We start from the raw sequence: 16044 nt of genomic DNA, 5'->3' as shown, positions 1-16044 counted from the left end.
TATCGCAATTGTCGATAACCACCGACAATGACCAGTCCGTTCCCATATTGGACCTACCCTCTCGCAGAGTTAGGGACTGTCGCATATGCGTCCAATTGTCCAAAAATTCTGCGAATTCAGCAATATAATATTTACCTTGACGTAAACGTCAAATATTTTCTCTCTTAAATTTGGAATTGAGCTATTCTGCCGCAACAGGCTTTTTACGTGGAGACAATCACTTTAAAGCGGAAAGCTGCGACACGCTCTTGCATTCAGCGTCAAAATTCGTCACCTCATTTCATGAGGTATGCGAATGAATAACGATCATGAATTGCTGGATATGGAAGGCTTGCTGCGCTTTTATGCGGAAGCGGGTATCGACATGCCACTTTCAGAAACACCAATTGATCGTTTTGCTGCACCGGCACCCACGATGGCGCGTGAACAAAATGCGCCTGCACCTGCGGCGCAGAGTTCACGATCAGAGCGCGTGCAACAGCCACGCGCCGTAATAACACCCTCCCCATCCAGCCGACCTGTTCAGGCTGCGTCAGATGTTCCCGACAATAGCCAGATAGAGCTTGCACGTGCCGCCGCAGCGCGAGCCAATTCATTGGAAGAACTGCGCGAGGCACTCGCCGCTTTTGACGGTTGCAATCTTAAATCAACCGCTAAGAACCTGTGCTTTGCAGATGGCGATCCATCGTCAGACATCATGTTTATTGGTGAAGCACCAGGGCGAGATGATGACATGGAAGGGCTACCTTTTATGGGCAAGCCCGGACAGCTTCTCAACCGCATGATTGAAGCTATCGGCTTTAAACGCGAAAACGTTTACATCGCCAATACAATCGCCTGGAGGCCGCCGGGCAATAGAGCGCCGACACCGCTTGAAACAGAACTTTGCCGTCCCTTCATCGAGCGACAAATTGAACTTGCTTCGCCGAAAGTGCTTGTTACGCTTGGTGGCCCTGCGAGTAAAACGCTGACGGGATCGTCAGAAACTATTTTGCGTCTGCGTGGTAACTGGAACATCCACCGGACCGCTTTGGGCGCAGAAATTGCTGTTATGCCAACGCTGCATCCCGAATATCTCTTACGCATGCCTGCTCAGAAGCGATTTGCATGGCGCGATTTTCTTGCCGTTAAAATGAAACTAACCGAACTTCACGATTGATCTTCTTTGATTTCAATGGCATCGGCAGCAACACTGTCACCAACATGCCGTAAACATACGATAGTTGGCCATTGGATTTTTAGTGGAGTTAACTATGGCCGGTCAGCTTTTGCCTATTGCAGCACTGCTAGCAAGCACATTTTTGATGCTGCTTGCGGGTGGACTTGCCGGTATTTTACTGCCTATTCGTGGCGGTCTTGAAGGCTGGTCAACAACCACAATCGGCTGGATGGGCACAAGCTACGCACTGGCTTTTACCATTGGCTGTATTGTCATTCCGCATTTAGTCAAACGCGTAGGACATGTACGCGTTTTTTCGGCTCTGCTGACATTGCTTTCAATTGCATTATTACTGCATTCGCTCATCGTTAGCCCTTATGCATGGATGATATTTCGCGGCATTGCCGGGTTTTCGTTGGCTGGCTCTTATATGATCATCGAGAGTTGGTTGAATGAGCGCGTCACGAATGAAACGCGCGGTCGCGTTTTCTCGATCTATATGATCATTACAATGCTTGGCCTGATGTGCGGGCAATATATTCTGCCATTCGGCGACGCCACAACGCAGGCACTCTTCATCATCTGTGCAATTATTTACGCCAGCGCCTTATTGCCGACGGCACTGTCCAGTGCCCAGTCACCCAATCCACTCACGCAGGTTAAGCTGGACCTTAAAGGCCTTTATCGTCGCTCACCTGCGGCGGCTGTTGGATCACTCATTGCCGGTATTGTAGCTGGCACCTGGAGCTTCCTTGCTGCGATTTATGGGGGAATGAACGGACTTTCGACATTCGGCATCGCGACCATGCTCGCCTGCGCAATGATCGGCGGTGTCATTTTCCAATATCCGCTGGGGCGTGCTTCTGATGTCGTGGACCGTCGTTATGTGATGGTGATAGCGGGTGCGATCGGCTTCATCATATCGATGATTATGATCCTTGTTCACCCGACGTCTGCTTACGCGCTTTATGCAATGATGTTCCTATTTGGCTCGGTCATCTATCCAATCTATAGCCTCAATGTCGCTCATGCGAATGACTATGCTGATGCCAGTGAATTTGTGAAGGTCTCGAGCGGGCTTCTTATCATCTACGGTGCGGGCAGCGTTATCGGCCCTGCACTGTCTGGTCCACTTATGGATCTCCTGGGAGCATCCGGGTTTTTTGTGACTATGGCTATCGCTTACGCGGTCTATGGACTGCATGCGCTTTGGCGTATCCGTCGATATGAACGACCAGCGGTTAGTGATCAAAAAACAGAGTTTAAAATCTATACCCCTGACGGGCAGCCCACACCGGAAACCATGCAGCTTGACCCGCGATCAGAAACAACGCCCGGTCAGGCTTAAAAATCACTGGGTTTGCTGTGGTGTATTGGTCTTGTGGGGAGCAATCGCCAACTGATGCTCACGATAGATGATGTAGCCACCAGCGCTCATAACAATAACGCTGCCTAGCAACATTTCCAGTGTTGGAACATCGCCAAAAAAGAAAAAACCAATCCCAAGGCCAAGCAGCATTGAGGTATATTCAAACGGCGCAATGGTGCTCATTGGCGCATGACGATAACACTCGGTCAAAAGAATTTGCGCCACGCCTCCGGCAACACCTGCTGCAATAAGCATTGCGAATTGCGTCCCGTTTGGCATAACCCAGCCAAGCGGAATACTGGCCAGCGAAATGACGGTTGCCGAAATCGAAAAATAAATAACAACAGTCGATGTTTTTTCGGTCTGAACAAGGCGACGCACAAGCATCATTGCAAAGGCGGCCATAATTGCCCCGCCGAGGGCTGCAAGAGCGCCCAGTGCCTCATTGCGACCAACCTGCCCTTCTGCAAACAGGGTCATACGAGGCCATATGATGATTAGAACACCAAAAAGGCCGATCACCACAGCACTCCAGCGATACATTCTAACAACTTCATGCAAAATGACGGCACCCAACACCACTGCAATTAACGGTGACGCATAATTGATAGCGATTGCTTCAGGCAAAGGCAGCTTGGTCAAAGCATAAAAGCTCAATGTCATAGCGCCAACACCCACCATTCCGCGCCAGAAATGGCTGAAACCGTGCCGCGTTTGGAAAATGCCCGATAACTGCCCACGTATCGCAAAATAAACGAGGATCGCTAACACCGCGAAAAATGAGCGGAAAAAGATCAGTTGCCCAAGGGGAATTCCGTCTGCAGCTTTAAGCAGCGTCGACATGCCGACAAACACTGCAACCGAAGCAACTTTGAGGCTGATGCCCAGCATTGGATTGTTCTGAAGCAGATCAGGCTCAGTCGTTTCACTGGACTGAGCATTTGCGGAGGCCGCGTCCGGAAGGGACTTCACAACGCAATTCCTTAAACGGGGGATGGGAGACTAGGCGGGATATGAACTTCAACATTTAACCCTTAGGCTTGTTCGCTATAAAGTGCCAGCGTGCAAAGTATGTTGCTCATAAAAAATGCTCAGCAAATTTGGATTTCTTGTCGTTTGCTAAAAAGCCGGATACGACTCGTGCATCAGAGTGATCACAAAGAAGAGTTTCGCAATGCGTACTGAAACCGGCCAGACATTCCGCCTCGAAGATTATCGCCCAACCCCTTACGCTATTCCAGAAACGAAACTCGACTTCACGCTTGAGCCCAAAAAGACCATTGTCCGTGCGCAACTCGTTGTCGAGCGCCGCGAAGGAACAATTGCAGGCACGCCGCTTATCCTTGATGGTGATGAACTGAAGCTGATCAGCATTCGCCTTGATGGCGAGGCTCTGAGCAATAACAGCTACTCAGTGACACCAGACAAACTGGAAATCACGGACCTGCCAGAGGCTGAACGCTTTACACTGGAAATCGTTACAGAGGTTAATCCGACCACCAATCGTCAGCTTTCAGGCCTTTATCGCTCAAGCAATGTCTATTGCACACAATGCGAAGCTGAAGGCTTTCGGCGTATTACCTATTATTACGACCGCCCAGATGTGCTCTCCGTCTATACGGTCAGGCTCAACGCCGAAAAAGCAGCAGCACCAATATTGCTGGCAAACGGCAATCCTGTTGAGCAAGGCGTGGTTTCAGACAATCCTGATAGGCATTTTGCAATTTGGCATGACCCGCATCCAAAGCCGTCCTATCTGTTCGCGCTCGTTGCAGGCTCGCTTGATGTGGTGACTGACAATTTCACGACGCAGTCTGGCCGCGTGGTCGATCTCGCTATCTATGTTGAGCATGGAAAAAAAGAACGCGCCCTCTATGCCATGGATGCGCTGAAACGTTCGATGCGCTGGGATGAGGAGAAGTTCGGTCGCGAATACGATCTGGATGTTTTCAATATCGTTGCGGTTTCCGATTTCAATATGGGCGCCATGGAAAACAAGGGCCTAAATGTCTTTAACGACAAATATGTGCTGGCCGATCCCGAAACCGCAACGGATGTGGATTATGCAGGGATCGAAGCGGTCATTGCGCATGAATACTTCCACAACTGGACCGGCAATCGCATCACCTGCCGCGACTGGTTCCAGCTTTGTCTTAAGGAAGGCCTGACCGTTTATCGTGACCATGAGTTTTCGGCGGATGAGCGTTCTCGTCCTGTGAAGCGCATTGCCGAGGTAAAAATTCTCAAAGCGCAACAGTTTCCGGAAGACAGCGGTCCGCTCTCGCATCCTGTGCGCCCGCGCGAATATAGCGAGATCAACAACTTCTATACCGCGACGGTTTATGAGAAGGGTTCGGAAGTGGTGCGGATGATCCGCACCATCATTGGGCCAGATCTTTTCCGCAAAGGCATGGATCTCTATTTCGAGCGCCACGACGGCGATGCGGCGACAATCGAAGACTTTATCAAAGTCTTTGCCGATGTTTCTGGACAGGACTTTTCGCAGTTCGCGCTCTGGTATGATCAGTCAGGGACGCCGAAGGTTGAGACAAGTTTCGATTTTGATGCTGCAAACGAAACTTACACCATCAATTTCGCACAATCACTTGCCCCTACTCCCGGTCAGCCAGTGAAGAAGCCAATGCATATCCCTGTGGCCTTTGGTCTTTTGGGTTCTGACGGCAAGGATATAGAAGCTTCGTCTGTGGAAGGGGGCGAGGTACATGACGGCGTTATCCATCTGCATAGCGCAACCGAAACTATAATCTTCAAAGGCATTAAAGAACGCCCTGTCCCGTCGCTGCTGCGTGGTTTCTCTGCGCCAGTTAATCTGGTATCCCCGCTTATGGCAGAAGATCGGGCCTTTCTCGCGCTCAATGACAGTGACCCGGTTGCGCGCTGGCAGGCGCTCACCGTCATTTTCACACAGGCGCTGCTTGAAGGTGCAAAACGCATTCGTGGCGGACATGCACCTGAAACGGACGAGACGATTATTGCGCTTGCCGGTAACATCGCCTCGGACGAAACGCTTGATGCCGCCTTTCGCGCCCTATGCCTGACCTTGCCCACCGAAAGCGATATTGCGCGCGAAATGGGCGAAAATGTTGATCCAGACGCTATCTTTGCAAGCCGCGACTATTTGATTGCGGCAATCGGAACGGCTTACGCGAAGGAATTTGCAGCACTTTATACCGGCCTGCAACAAGACGGTGCTTTCTCCCCTGATTCTCAATCGGCAGGCAAACGAGCTCTGCGCAATGTGCTGCTCGATTATCTCAGCCGTCATGAAAACAGCCCAGCACGCGCCGCACAGCAATTTGCGCATAGTGACAACATGACTGACCGGGCCGCGGCACTCAGCGTGCTGGTGCATCGCTTCGGTGACAGCCATGAAGCGCTCGACGCGCTGTCCTCATTTGAGAAGCGTTTCGGCGATGATGGTCTGGTCATGGACAAGTGGTTTATCGTGCAGGCAACGCGTCCGGGCGAGAAGGCGCTTGAGGCCGTTCGTACACTGACAAAAGATAAACTGCTTTCGTTCGACAATCCAAACCGCGTGCGTGCATTGATCGGTGCTTTTTCAGCCAGCAACCCAACCGGATTTAATCGCAAAGATGGCGCTGCTTATGATTTCTTTGCTGATATTGTTCTGGCAATTGATCCAGAAAACCCGCAGCTTGCGGCCCGTCTTCTGACGGCCTTGCGGTCATGGCGTTCGCTGGAGGACACACGTCGTGAACATGCACGCGCCGCTCTTGCTCGTATTTCCGGCACGCAAAAGCTCTCAACAGATCTGCGCGACATCGTGGATCGCACCCTGGCTTGATTCGCGAATCAACTAGACAACGCGATGATTCGCTGATCCGGCCTTAAATTAGGCCGGGTTTGAGTATTTTTGAACTATTGAAGCAGAGCAGCATAAATACTGAAAAGGCTTACGGCTTTCATGAGTCTTTTCATGGTGTTAGCTGCATAGTTTCTCAAACTGATTCCGCTTAACAGTTTGAGATTCAATGGAAAATCGGAGTGGTAAATGCGGTATTTTACTTCTCATTAACGAATTCACTGGACAGCACGAATCACTTTTGATTCATTAGCCTTGTTCGGAGATGGCGTATTCCGAAACATTTCGAGTAGAGATTTCAGTTCACACAGTTCCGGGCGGACGGCGCGTCTTGCGCATTTCTAGAACTGTTTTGATACACCAGAGGGGCCATAAAATGGCGAGCACCGACGCGTATAGCGCGACGGCGGAGAGCAAACGCGACTCCGGCGGTAAGCGAAAGAAAGGCAGGCTGTCGGGTCATGCCAAGCTTCTCGCAGGCCCTGCTTATGGAAAATTTATTGCAGTGGAACCTGCACTGCGCCGTCTCGTTCCCGCCCTCATTGTCATCTTTCTGGTTATACTCGGTGTGGCGCGTGTTTTCTCAATGCTATCATGGCGCGAGGACATTGAATTACAGCACAAAGCTGCTCTGTCTGCTGCGACGGCTAATCTGGCGCAAATGATTGAGCGCGCGGCCAATGGCACACAGGCTGGCGCGCAAATGTCGCCCAAAGATCTTGATAATACGATTGCAGAGTTTCGTTCGCGCGGGCTTTCATCCAGCGGAATGACAGTCGCTCTGGTCAATGACGATTCCGTCATTGTCACCGCATCCGGTCCTGCAACAGATATTGTTGGTAAGCGCGCCGATGATGTCTTCAGCGACATTCAACCGCTCTTCATGTTTGCAGAGCGTGCAGGCGTGCTCACAATCGTAATGAATGGCGAAGTTGCTTTCGGTACGGTTTCAAAGCCGATTACAGTTCCCTATGCGATTATTGCAGCAGAACCTGAAAGCACGATATTTGCCGAATGGAAGCGTGCGGTTTCTCTCAACGTGACACTGTTTGCTGGCACCACCGGCGTGATGTTTGCCATTCTCTACGCCTATTTCAGTCAGGCTGCGCGGGCGCGTGAAGCAGATGATCTTTCCGGCCAAATTCAGCGCCGAATCGATATGGCACTCGCGCGTGGTCGTGGCGGTCTGTGGGACTGGGATATGGCACGCGGACGCATTTATTGGTCGCGCTCCATGTATGAAATGCTCGGCTATGAAGCGCAGGATGCAGTTCTCGCTTTTGGCGACGTGTCGGCAATCATCAACCCCGAAGACGGCGATCTCTATTCGATTGCTGAACAAGCAGCGGCTGGTGACATCTCCCACGTAGATCGCGTTTTCCGTATGCGCCACGCCGACGGCTCATGGGTCTGGATGCGGGTTCGTGCTGAGATTGCTGCAGAGAACGAACTCCATCTTGTCGGCATTGCGTTTGACGTCAGCGAACAACATCGCTTCGCACAGCAGACGGCAGAAGCCGATATGCGTATCCGCGAAGCCATCGAAAACATCTCTGAAGCTTTCGTGCTCTGGGATGCCAATAATCGTTTGGTCATGGCGAACTCCAAATTCAGCGAATATGCTGGTCTGCCAGTCTGGACGCTGAAGCCCGGCGTGCCGCGCAATGAAGTGGACGCGCATACCCGCCCGTTTAGCTTTGAGCGCCGCATGGCGAATGAGCATAACCGCGCAGGCGGTCAGACCTTTGAACGCCAGCTGAGCGATGGTCGCTGGCTGCAGGTTAACGAACGCCGCACGCAAGACGGTGGCCTCGTTTCGATTGCGACAGACATTACGCAGATCAAGCAGCATCAGGAGCGTCTGGTGGATAGCGAACGACGCCTGATGGCTACCATTCACGATCTGTCGATTGCGCGTAAAGGCGAGCGTGACCGTGTGCGTGAGCTATCAGAACTCGCGCGCAAATATGGTCAGGAGAAAGAGCGCGCCGAGGCTGCAAACCGTTCGAAGTCTGAATTCCTCGCCAACATGTCTCATGAGCTGCGCACACCGCTCAATGCGATCATCGGCTTCTCGGAAATGATTCAGGCTGGCACATTCGGCCCACTCGGTTCAGATCGCTATGAGGAATACATCAACGACATCCACACCAGCGGTAACTTCCTGCTCAACGTTATCAATGACATTCTCGATATGTCGAAGATCGAAGCCGGTCACTTTTCACTTGATCGCGAAGAAATTGATCTCTGCCCGCTCATCAATGAAACCGTGCGGATGATCTCGCTACAGGCTGATGAGAAGAATATAACTGTCGAAACGCGGATTGAAGATGCCATGCAGCTCAATGCCGACCGCCGTGCGGTTAAGCAGGTGCTGATCAATCTTCTGTCCAATGCGGTGAAGTTCACTTCGCATAACGGGCATATCACTGTGCGCGCCCGCAAGACTGGTTCGGCTCTGTTTATGACCATTCAGGATACCGGCGTTGGCATTCCAAAGTCAGCGCTAAAGAAAATCGGCCAGCCATTCGAGCAGGTGGAAAACCAGTTCACCAAGACACATAGTGGCTCGGGTCTTGGCCTTGCGATTACTCGTTCGCTCGCAGAACTGCATGGCGGCTGGCTGCGTATTCGCTCAACCGAGGGGGTTGGCACAGTCGTTGCAGTCTGCATTCCAGACCGCAAGCAATGGGCAGCAACCATTCCCGGCACAGCGATTCACGCTGCCTGATTAGAGCATGTCGTTATCGGAAAACCGGCTCCCACTTTTCCGCGACATGCTTTAGCCAATAAGCTTGTCGAAGCTCGCCCGAACATTAGCGGCAAGCTCGCCGATATGGTGTTCGACGCGCTTAATGTCCGGCAATTCAGCGGCGCGGCAGAGAAGATCAACCATGCCCGGAATGAATTCTTCGCGCGTCGCGTCGCTTCCCAGACAAAGTCGAATGGTCTGACTGAGATTGGTGTAGAAGCGATGCGCTTGTACAAGATCATCGATTGTCTTCGGATCAGCAAATGAAGAATCAAGACCGGCCAGGACTTCCTCCGTTGCCAAAGGACGTGGGTGTTTTGACACCTTTCCGATCAGCACCGCGAACTGCGCGATGAACTCCAAATCGACAATTCCACCAGGCTTCAGCTTGAAATCCCAGTCGTCACGCGGCGGCTTTTCCTCGTAGATCAGATCACGCATTTCGCGCACGTCTTTTGCAATCTTTTGGGTGTCGCCCCTACCCGCTAAGACCTCATCAATCTCCTCCCGGATGAAGTCACTGAAGTCCGCATCGCCATGGATAGGACGCGCACGCGTCAGCGCCATATGTTCCCATGTCCAGGCTTCGCTGCGCTGATATTTGCCAAAGGATTCGATATGGGTCGCAACCGGGCCTTTATTGCCGGATGGACGTAAGCGCATATCAACTTCATACAGCACACCTTCCGCAGTTGGTGCCGACAAGGCTGCAATCAGGCGCTGCGTAAGACGAATATAATATTGTGAAGGAGCGAGCGGCTTTTCACCATCAGAATAATCCGCCTCCTGATCATGGTCATACAGCAGGATGAGGTCAACGTCCGATCCGGCAGTCAGCTCACTGCTTCCAAGTTTGCCCATGGCAAGCAAAGCAACCTTTGCGCCCTTGACCTTTCCGTGACGGCGCTGCAATTCGCTTTCAACGGCTTCAAAAGCCTTACTGATCATCAGCTCGGCGAGATCAGAAAAAGCCCGCCCTGCCCGCACGCCATCGATGGCACTGGTTAGCAAGCGAATACCGATCAGAAAACGATGTTCGGCAGCGAAAATGCGTAGGCGGTCGAGAACTTCCTCGTAATCGCTTGCCGATCCCAAAAATGCGCGTAGCCGCTCTTCGAGATAATTGCGTGTTGGCATTTCCGAGAAAATTGCGGGATCAAGCAGGCCGTCAAAAACATGCGGATTGCGGGTGATGATCTCGGCCAGTCGCGGGGCCGCACTCATAATCACCACGATCAGATTGAGAAGACGTGGATTGGATTGAAGCAGGCTGAAAAGCTGAATGCCGGAAGGCAGGCCTTGCAAGAATCCATCAAAACGCAGGAGCGACTCGTCCGCGCGTTTGGTTGCAGCAAAAGCTTGCAACAGGGCGGGCGTCAGCTCGGTGAGACGCTCACGTGCTTCGGCGGATTGCGTGGCACGATAGCGGCCAAAATGCCACGTGCGGATAACACGGCAAATATCACTGGGCCTATCATACCCCATGGAGGCGAGCGTTTCCAATGTGCCCGGATCATCAACATCGCCGGTGAAAACAAGATTGCCGCTCGATGACCCGAGTTCGGGCGCCTGCTCAAAAAGTGCAGCATAGTGCTTTTCAACGATCTTGAGCGCTGACAGGAATACATCGGAAAACTCTGCCGGATCGCTATAACCCATCATATGCGCGACACGGGCAAAGCCTTCATCATCTTCCGGCAGAATATGCGTTTGCTCATCGGCAATCATCTGGATGCGGTGTTCTACATCGCGCAGGAAATAATATTCCTTGCCAAGTGCATCTCGTGCTTTTTCGGTAATCCAGCCACATTCAGCAAGCCTTCCGAGCATAGGGACAGTCTGATTGCCGCGCAATTCAGGAAAGCGACCACCCGCGATCAACTGCTGCGTCTGTACGAAAAACTCGATCTCGCGAATACCGCCACGCCCGAGCTTCACATTATGTCCGCGTACGGCAATATCGCCGTGGCCCTTGTGCGCATGTATCTGCCGCTTGATCGAATGCACATCCGCAATCGCCGCATAATCAAGATATTTACGCCAGACATAGGGGGCGAGTTCTGCCAAAAATTGCAGGCCAGATTCACGATCACCCGCCACGGGGCGCGCCTTGATCATCGCAGCCCGTTCCCAGTTCTGGCCGCGCCCTTCATAATAATGAAGGGCCGCGCCCACTGGAATTGCAAGCGGCGTCGATCCCGGATCAGGGCGCAACCGCAGATCAACGCGGAAGACATAGCCGTCCGCTGTACGATCTTGCAAAATGCGCACCAGACGCCGCGTCATACGTGAGAACGTATCAACGCATTCATAGGGATCGATGATCGCCGAACGCTCGGAATCGATGAAAACAATGAGATCAATGTCAGATGAATAATTCAGCTCGCGGGCACCAAACTTGCCCATGCCTAGCACAATCCAGCCGCTACCCTTTTCAGGATCGTTGCGGTCCAGAAGTTTGATCTTGTCAGCGCTATCTGCTTCACGAAGCAGATAGCGGATTGCAGCTCCGGTACAAGCTTCTGCAAGGTCCGTCAGCCAGCCGGTTGTCGTTTCCGTGTTGAATATCTGTGCCAGATCACAAAGGGCAATGAGCACGTGCGCCTCGCGCTTGCGCTGACGCAGGCTGGTCATCAGAGCAGCTTCGCTAACACTCTCTTCTGTGCCGGAATTGGAAATCTCGGTAAGAATGTCTTTAAGCGCGGCTTCAGGCGGGTTGGATGCTATCCTAGCAAGGATGCCTGGGTGGCGGATCAATGACTCGCGAATAAAGGGCGAAAGATCCAGCACTGCTCCGAGAAAGCCCTGCGCTTTGCCATTGCGCAAAAGCTCGACAACCTGGCTCAGTTGGTCACTCTGCGCCCGCTCTGACAGATCAACCAGATAGCCACGTGCTTTTTCGGGGTCAAGCGGCGACAGCGCACAAAGGTTACGGTCAAAAAAGAGTGCCTTAGTGTCGCCAGCTGCCATGATACCCTCAGCATTCAATGTAAAACTATGCGTCTTTCGGCAAAGGGAACTCTAATACGGCGCGCAGGCCTGGCCCATTGTCTTCAAGACGCAGAGCGCCACCGTGCAATTTCATAACTGCCTTGGCAAGACTTAAACCAAGTCCTGATCCCGGCTGTGTACGGCTTTCTTCAAGACGAACAAAACGCTCAGTCGCCTGTTCACGTTTCTCCTCCGGGATACCCGGACCATTATCGGCGACAACAATGCGCAGCCATTGAGAATCACGTTCCATCGATAGCGTTACGGTGGCAGAATTTTCACTGCTCAGCGCATATTTAATGGCATTGTCTACGAGATTGGAAACCGTCTGACCCACGAGTTCACGATTGATGCGCAGCGGCACATCGTCAAGCACACCCAGTATCAGCTGAGCACCTGCATCTTCTGCGACCGGCTCATACATTTCGGCCACATCGCTGACGATTGGAGCAACCGACATGTCATCAAGATTTTCTGACGAATAACCAGCCTCTAGCCGAGAAATCATCAATATCGCGTTGAAAGTACGGATCAGCTGGTCAGACTCTCCAATAATATCTTCCAGTGCAGCCCGATATTCTGGTCCGGCCTTCTTGCCGGACAGAGCTTCCTCAGCACGGTTGCGCAAGCGCGTCAACGGCGTTTTGAGGTCATGCGCGATATTGTCGGAAACCTGCTTCAGGCCTTCATTGAGTTCAAGGATACGCCCAAGCATAACGTTAAGATTACCAGACAAACGGTCAAACTCATCACCGGAACCATTGACTGGCAACCGGCCCGTCAGATCACCATCCATAATGCGCTGTGACGCACGCGACATATCATCAATACGCTTCAGCGCCCGACGGCCAACAAAGAACCAGATCAGCAGCGCACCAACACCCATAATGCCGAGTGCCAGCATCAGCGAGCTTCTGACAAGATCACGGAAGCGTTCCGGCTCACCAAGATCACGCCCCACCAGCAGGCGCATACCATTTGGCAGTGCAATAACTACTGCGATTGCACGATGTTCGGTTTCAGTGCCCTGCTCGCCATAGCGACGATATTTAAACGCCCTTTCAACGATGCCGTCCGTGTCCAGGACGCCCGGTTCTACACCTTCAACATTGCCGGAAAGGATACGCCCTGACTGATCCGCAACCAGATAAAGATAAGCGCCCGGCTGACGCGAACGATAGTCAATGGTCCGCACAAGCTGAGGTATGCCGCCACGCGAATAGGCTTTGCCGATACTGGCAACTTCCTCGCCCAGCGCTTCCTGCGTCTGGCTATTGATGATCGATGCGGACAAATTGGTCATGTAGAAGACCAAAGCAACCGCCCCCACAGCAAACAGCAGCAGATAGAGCGTCGACAGACGAGCGGCAGTTGTCCGCATCAGCGCAGAGAAGCGGCCCATCAGTCGACCTTAGCGCTTGCAGCAGTTTTGGATTTTGCGGCTTTGAGCATATAGCCAGCACCGCGCACGGTGTGCAGCAGTGGACCGTCAAAGCCCTTCTCAATTTTTGATCGCAAGCGAGAAATATGTACGTCGATCACATTGGTCTGCGGGTCGAAATGGTAATCCCAGACGTTTTCAAGCAGCATCGTACGGGTAACAACCTGTCCTGCATGACGCATCAGATATTCCAGCAAGCGAAACTCGCGTGGCTGGAGTGTGATATCAACATTTTGCCTGCGTGCGGTGTGTGCAAGACGGTCGAGCTCCAGATCTCCCACACGGTAAATCGTATCGGCCTCGCGCGGACTTGAGCGACGCTGCAAAACTTCAACACGGGCCAGAAGCTCGGAGAAAGCATAAGGCTTGGTCAGATAATCATCGCCACCAGCACGCAGACCCGTCACGCGGTCATCCACCTCGCCAAGGGCAGAAAGAATAAGAACGGGGGTTTCCATGCCTTTTGCACGCAGGCCTGCAACGACTGAAAGGCCGTCGCGCTTTGGCAGCATCCGGTCAACGACCAGAACGTCATAATTGCCATGTTCCGCGAGCGCGTAGCCAGTTTCACCATCACCTGCAATGTCTGCAGAATGGCCAGCCTCGCTAAAGGCCTTCTCAAGATAGCGGGCCGCTTCGCGGTCATCTTCAATTACGAGAATTTTCATGGCTCTACCCCAAAGCAAGCGACAGCGATTGTAAAAACAATAGGTTGTCAGGGAAAATGAAGCAATGGCAGGCGGGTATCCGCCTGCCATTTTGTATCGGTATGCTAACCAATCAAAAGCCTCAGGCTTATTCCTGATTGATTGGCAGAGCAACGAAGCGGCTCTGATCGTCGCGCTGCACCTGCAAGAGGACAGCCTTACGACCGGACTTTTCAGCTTCTGCCACAGCCTTGTCGATATCCTTCGCACTTTTAACAGTCTGGTTGTTGACTGAAACGATAATGTCTCCGGAACGGATATCCCTATCTGCTGCATCGCTGTCAGGATCGACATTGGTTACGACAACACCGTCACCTTCTTCAGAAGGCGTGACCGTGAGACCGTAGGAGTCGAGTGTATCGCCCTGATCGCTGCCGCCATCATTCTGCTGAGCACCGGCCTTCGCCTGATCCTTAGGCATTGCTGCGATCTTAATATCGATCTCCTCAGCCTTCCCATTGCGCCAGACAGTCAGAACCGCCTTTTCGCCCGGTGCAACGTTTGCAACCTTGCGGGCAAGATCACGTGGATCCTTAACAGGATCGCCGTTGACAGCAGTGATCACGTCACCAGCTTTAACACCAGCTTTTGCGGCAGGTCCATCAGCCTGCGGCGAGGATACAATTGCACCCTTTTCTTCGGCCAAACCGAGCGACGCAGCAATGTCTTTCGTTACAGGCTGAATCTGAACACCAATCCAGCCGCGCTCTACAGAACCAGTCTTAATAAGCTGATCCACAACCTGCTTTGCGGTCGATGCTGGGATTGCAAAAGCGATACCGACACTACCACCGGAAGGCGAGAAGATTGCGGTGTTGATGCCGATCACTTCACCTGTCTGGTCGAAAGTCGGGCCACCAGAATTGCCCTTGTTAACGGCTGCATCGATCTGGATGAAGTCATCATAAGCGCCAGCACCAATATCGCGACCACGAGCCGAGACGATACCAGATGTTACAGTGCCACCAAGACCAAACGGATTACCAACAGCAACAACCCAGTCACCGATACGGATCTTGTTGTCATCGCCGAGCTTCACATAAGTGAACTTCTGCTTTGGCTCATCGACTTTAAGCACAGCAAGGTCAGTACGCGGATCAGTACCTATCAACTTGGCGTCAATTTCTGTGCCATCATCGAGAACAACAGTGTAGGCATCGCCGTCTGAAACGACGTGATTGTTGGTCACAACGTAGCCGTCTTCAGAAATGAAGAAGCCGGAACCCTGTGCGAAAGGACGTTCATGACCGGGGCGCGCCTTCGGACCTTTGCCCGGACGACGGCCTTCAGGGCGCGCATCACCGCGCGGTTCCATTCCGAAATCGCGGAAGAAACGCTTCAGCGGATGGCCATCTGGCAACTGATCGAAACCGGGAGGGGCCTGCATCTGCTGGCCACGGCTATCGGCTTCCTGCACGTCTTTCTTGACGCGAACACTGACAACTGCCGGGCGCACTTTTTCAACCAAGTCCGCAAAGCCAGCCTGCTGCGGTGCATTCACACTCACCGCATCGGCCCGCGCATTTTCCATAACACCCATCGGGCCGGTTGCGACAAACGCACCAGCGAGCGCTGCGGACAGCGCAATTGCTGCAACGCCCTTGCGATATTTGGAAGTAATGATCTTCGACATCTGGCTCTCCTTACAAGAAGCAATCCGGGGTTGGTCCTCTTGGGCGGCACCGACCCTGTTAATCCGTTATGATGTTAAGATAGTCAGCGCTACCTTACCGCTCAATTTCCGGAAAATGAAAGTTTTGTAAGGTTGGAACCCAGCAAGA

At 52.5% G+C, this 16044-nt stretch carries 9 protein-coding genes; 4 read left to right on the top strand and 5 right to left on the bottom strand.

Annotation, left to right across the window (positions count from 1 at the left end):
• Positions 1-295: 295 nt before the first annotated feature.
• Both U2P60_RS12755 and U2P60_RS12750 read left to right on the top strand, forming a co-directional pair.
• A complete protein-coding gene (locus tag U2P60_RS12755; RefSeq protein ID WP_413572909.1) occupies positions 296-1159 on the top strand; it encodes a uracil-DNA glycosylase in 864 nt (287 codons plus the stop codon).
• 94 nt (positions 1160-1253) lie between these two features.
• Positions 1254-2507 carry an MFS transporter gene (locus U2P60_RS12750; protein ID WP_413572908.1) on the top strand — a complete coding sequence of 418 codons (1254 nt, stop codon included), beginning with the start codon at positions 1254-1256 and terminating at the stop codon, positions 2505-2507.
• Positions 2508-2510: 3 nt separating this feature from the next.
• On the opposite strand, the gene U2P60_RS12745 is transcribed toward U2P60_RS12750, so the two are convergent.
• On the bottom strand, positions 2511-3419 hold the full coding sequence (locus tag U2P60_RS12745; protein ID WP_413573784.1) for a DMT family transporter: 909 nt from the start codon (positions 3417-3419) through the stop codon (positions 2511-2513).
• 283 nt (positions 3420-3702) lie between these two features.
• Here U2P60_RS12745 and pepN point away from each other — a divergent pair, with 283 nt between their 5' ends.
• On the top strand, positions 3703-6354 hold the full coding sequence (gene pepN / locus U2P60_RS12740; RefSeq protein WP_413572907.1) for an aminopeptidase N: 2652 nt from the start codon (positions 3703-3705) through the stop codon (positions 6352-6354).
• A 394-nt stretch (positions 6355-6748) separates the two neighbouring features.
• Positions 6749-9103, top strand: coding sequence for a PAS domain-containing sensor histidine kinase (locus U2P60_RS12735; protein ID WP_413572906.1), 2355 nt, complete (start codon positions 6749-6751; stop codon positions 9101-9103).
• Between the two features lie 51 nt (positions 9104-9154).
• Here U2P60_RS12735 and U2P60_RS12730 read toward each other — a convergent pair whose 3' ends face one another.
• The 4 genes from U2P60_RS12730 to U2P60_RS12715 all read right to left on the bottom strand — a co-directional run bounded on the left by U2P60_RS12730 (position 9155) and on the right by U2P60_RS12715 (position 15896).
• Positions 9155-12094, bottom strand: coding sequence for a bifunctional [glutamine synthetase] adenylyltransferase/[glutamine synthetase]-adenylyl-L-tyrosine phosphorylase (locus tag U2P60_RS12730; RefSeq protein ID WP_413572905.1), 2940 nt, complete (start codon positions 12092-12094; stop codon positions 9155-9157).
• A 25-nt stretch (positions 12095-12119) separates the two neighbouring features.
• Entirely contained in the window at positions 12120-13520 is a 1401-nt protein-coding gene (locus U2P60_RS12725) for an ATP-binding protein (RefSeq protein WP_413573782.1), read from the bottom strand.
• Positions 13517-14224: a response regulator transcription factor gene (locus U2P60_RS12720; protein ID WP_313828203.1), complete on the bottom strand. Its 708-nt coding sequence runs from the start codon at positions 14222-14224 to the stop codon at positions 13517-13519. Before U2P60_RS12720 ends, U2P60_RS12725 begins: the two co-directional genes overlap by 4 nt.
• Positions 14225-14351: 127 nt before the next feature.
• Positions 14352-15896, bottom strand: a complete 1545-nt coding sequence (locus U2P60_RS12715) for a Do family serine endopeptidase (RefSeq protein WP_313828202.1) — start codon at positions 15894-15896, stop codon at positions 14352-14354.
• Positions 15897-16044 lie beyond the last annotated feature (148 nt).

The sequence above is a fragment of the Brucella sp. H1_1004 genome (genome assembly GCF_047308065.1).
Lineage (GTDB): Bacteria > Pseudomonadota > Alphaproteobacteria > Rhizobiales > Rhizobiaceae > Brucella > Brucella pseudogrignonensis_B.
The sequence above is the reverse complement of the archived record's forward strand: the minus strand, read 5'-3'. Positions and strand labels throughout refer to the sequence as shown.

What these genes read in the sequence shown, in the direction of transcription:
- U2P60_RS12755 (WP_413572909.1), top strand. Translation starts at nt 296, where the DNA reads ATGAATAACGATCATGAATTGCTGGATATGGAAGGCTTGCTGCGCTTT.
- U2P60_RS12750 (WP_413572908.1), top strand. Translation starts at nt 1,254, where the DNA reads ATGGCCGGTCAGCTTTTGCCTATTGCAGCACTGCTAGCAAGCACATTT.
- U2P60_RS12745 (WP_413573784.1), bottom strand. Translation starts at nt 3,419, where the DNA reads ATGCTGGGCATCAGCCTCAAAGTTGCTTCGGTTGCAGTGTTTGTCGGC.
- pepN (WP_413572907.1), top strand. Translation starts at nt 3,703, where the DNA reads ATGCGTACTGAAACCGGCCAGACATTCCGCCTCGAAGATTATCGCCCA.
- U2P60_RS12735 (WP_413572906.1), top strand. Translation starts at nt 6,749, where the DNA reads ATGGCGAGCACCGACGCGTATAGCGCGACGGCGGAGAGCAAACGCGAC.
- U2P60_RS12730 (WP_413572905.1), bottom strand. Translation starts at nt 12,094, where the DNA reads ATGGCAGCTGGCGACACTAAGGCACTCTTTTTTGACCGTAACCTTTGT.
- U2P60_RS12720 (WP_313828203.1), bottom strand. Translation starts at nt 14,224, where the DNA reads ATGAAAATTCTCGTAATTGAAGATGACCGCGAAGCGGCCCGCTATCTT.
- U2P60_RS12715 (WP_313828202.1), bottom strand. Translation starts at nt 15,896, where the DNA reads ATGTCGAAGATCATTACTTCCAAATATCGCAAGGGCGTTGCAGCAATT.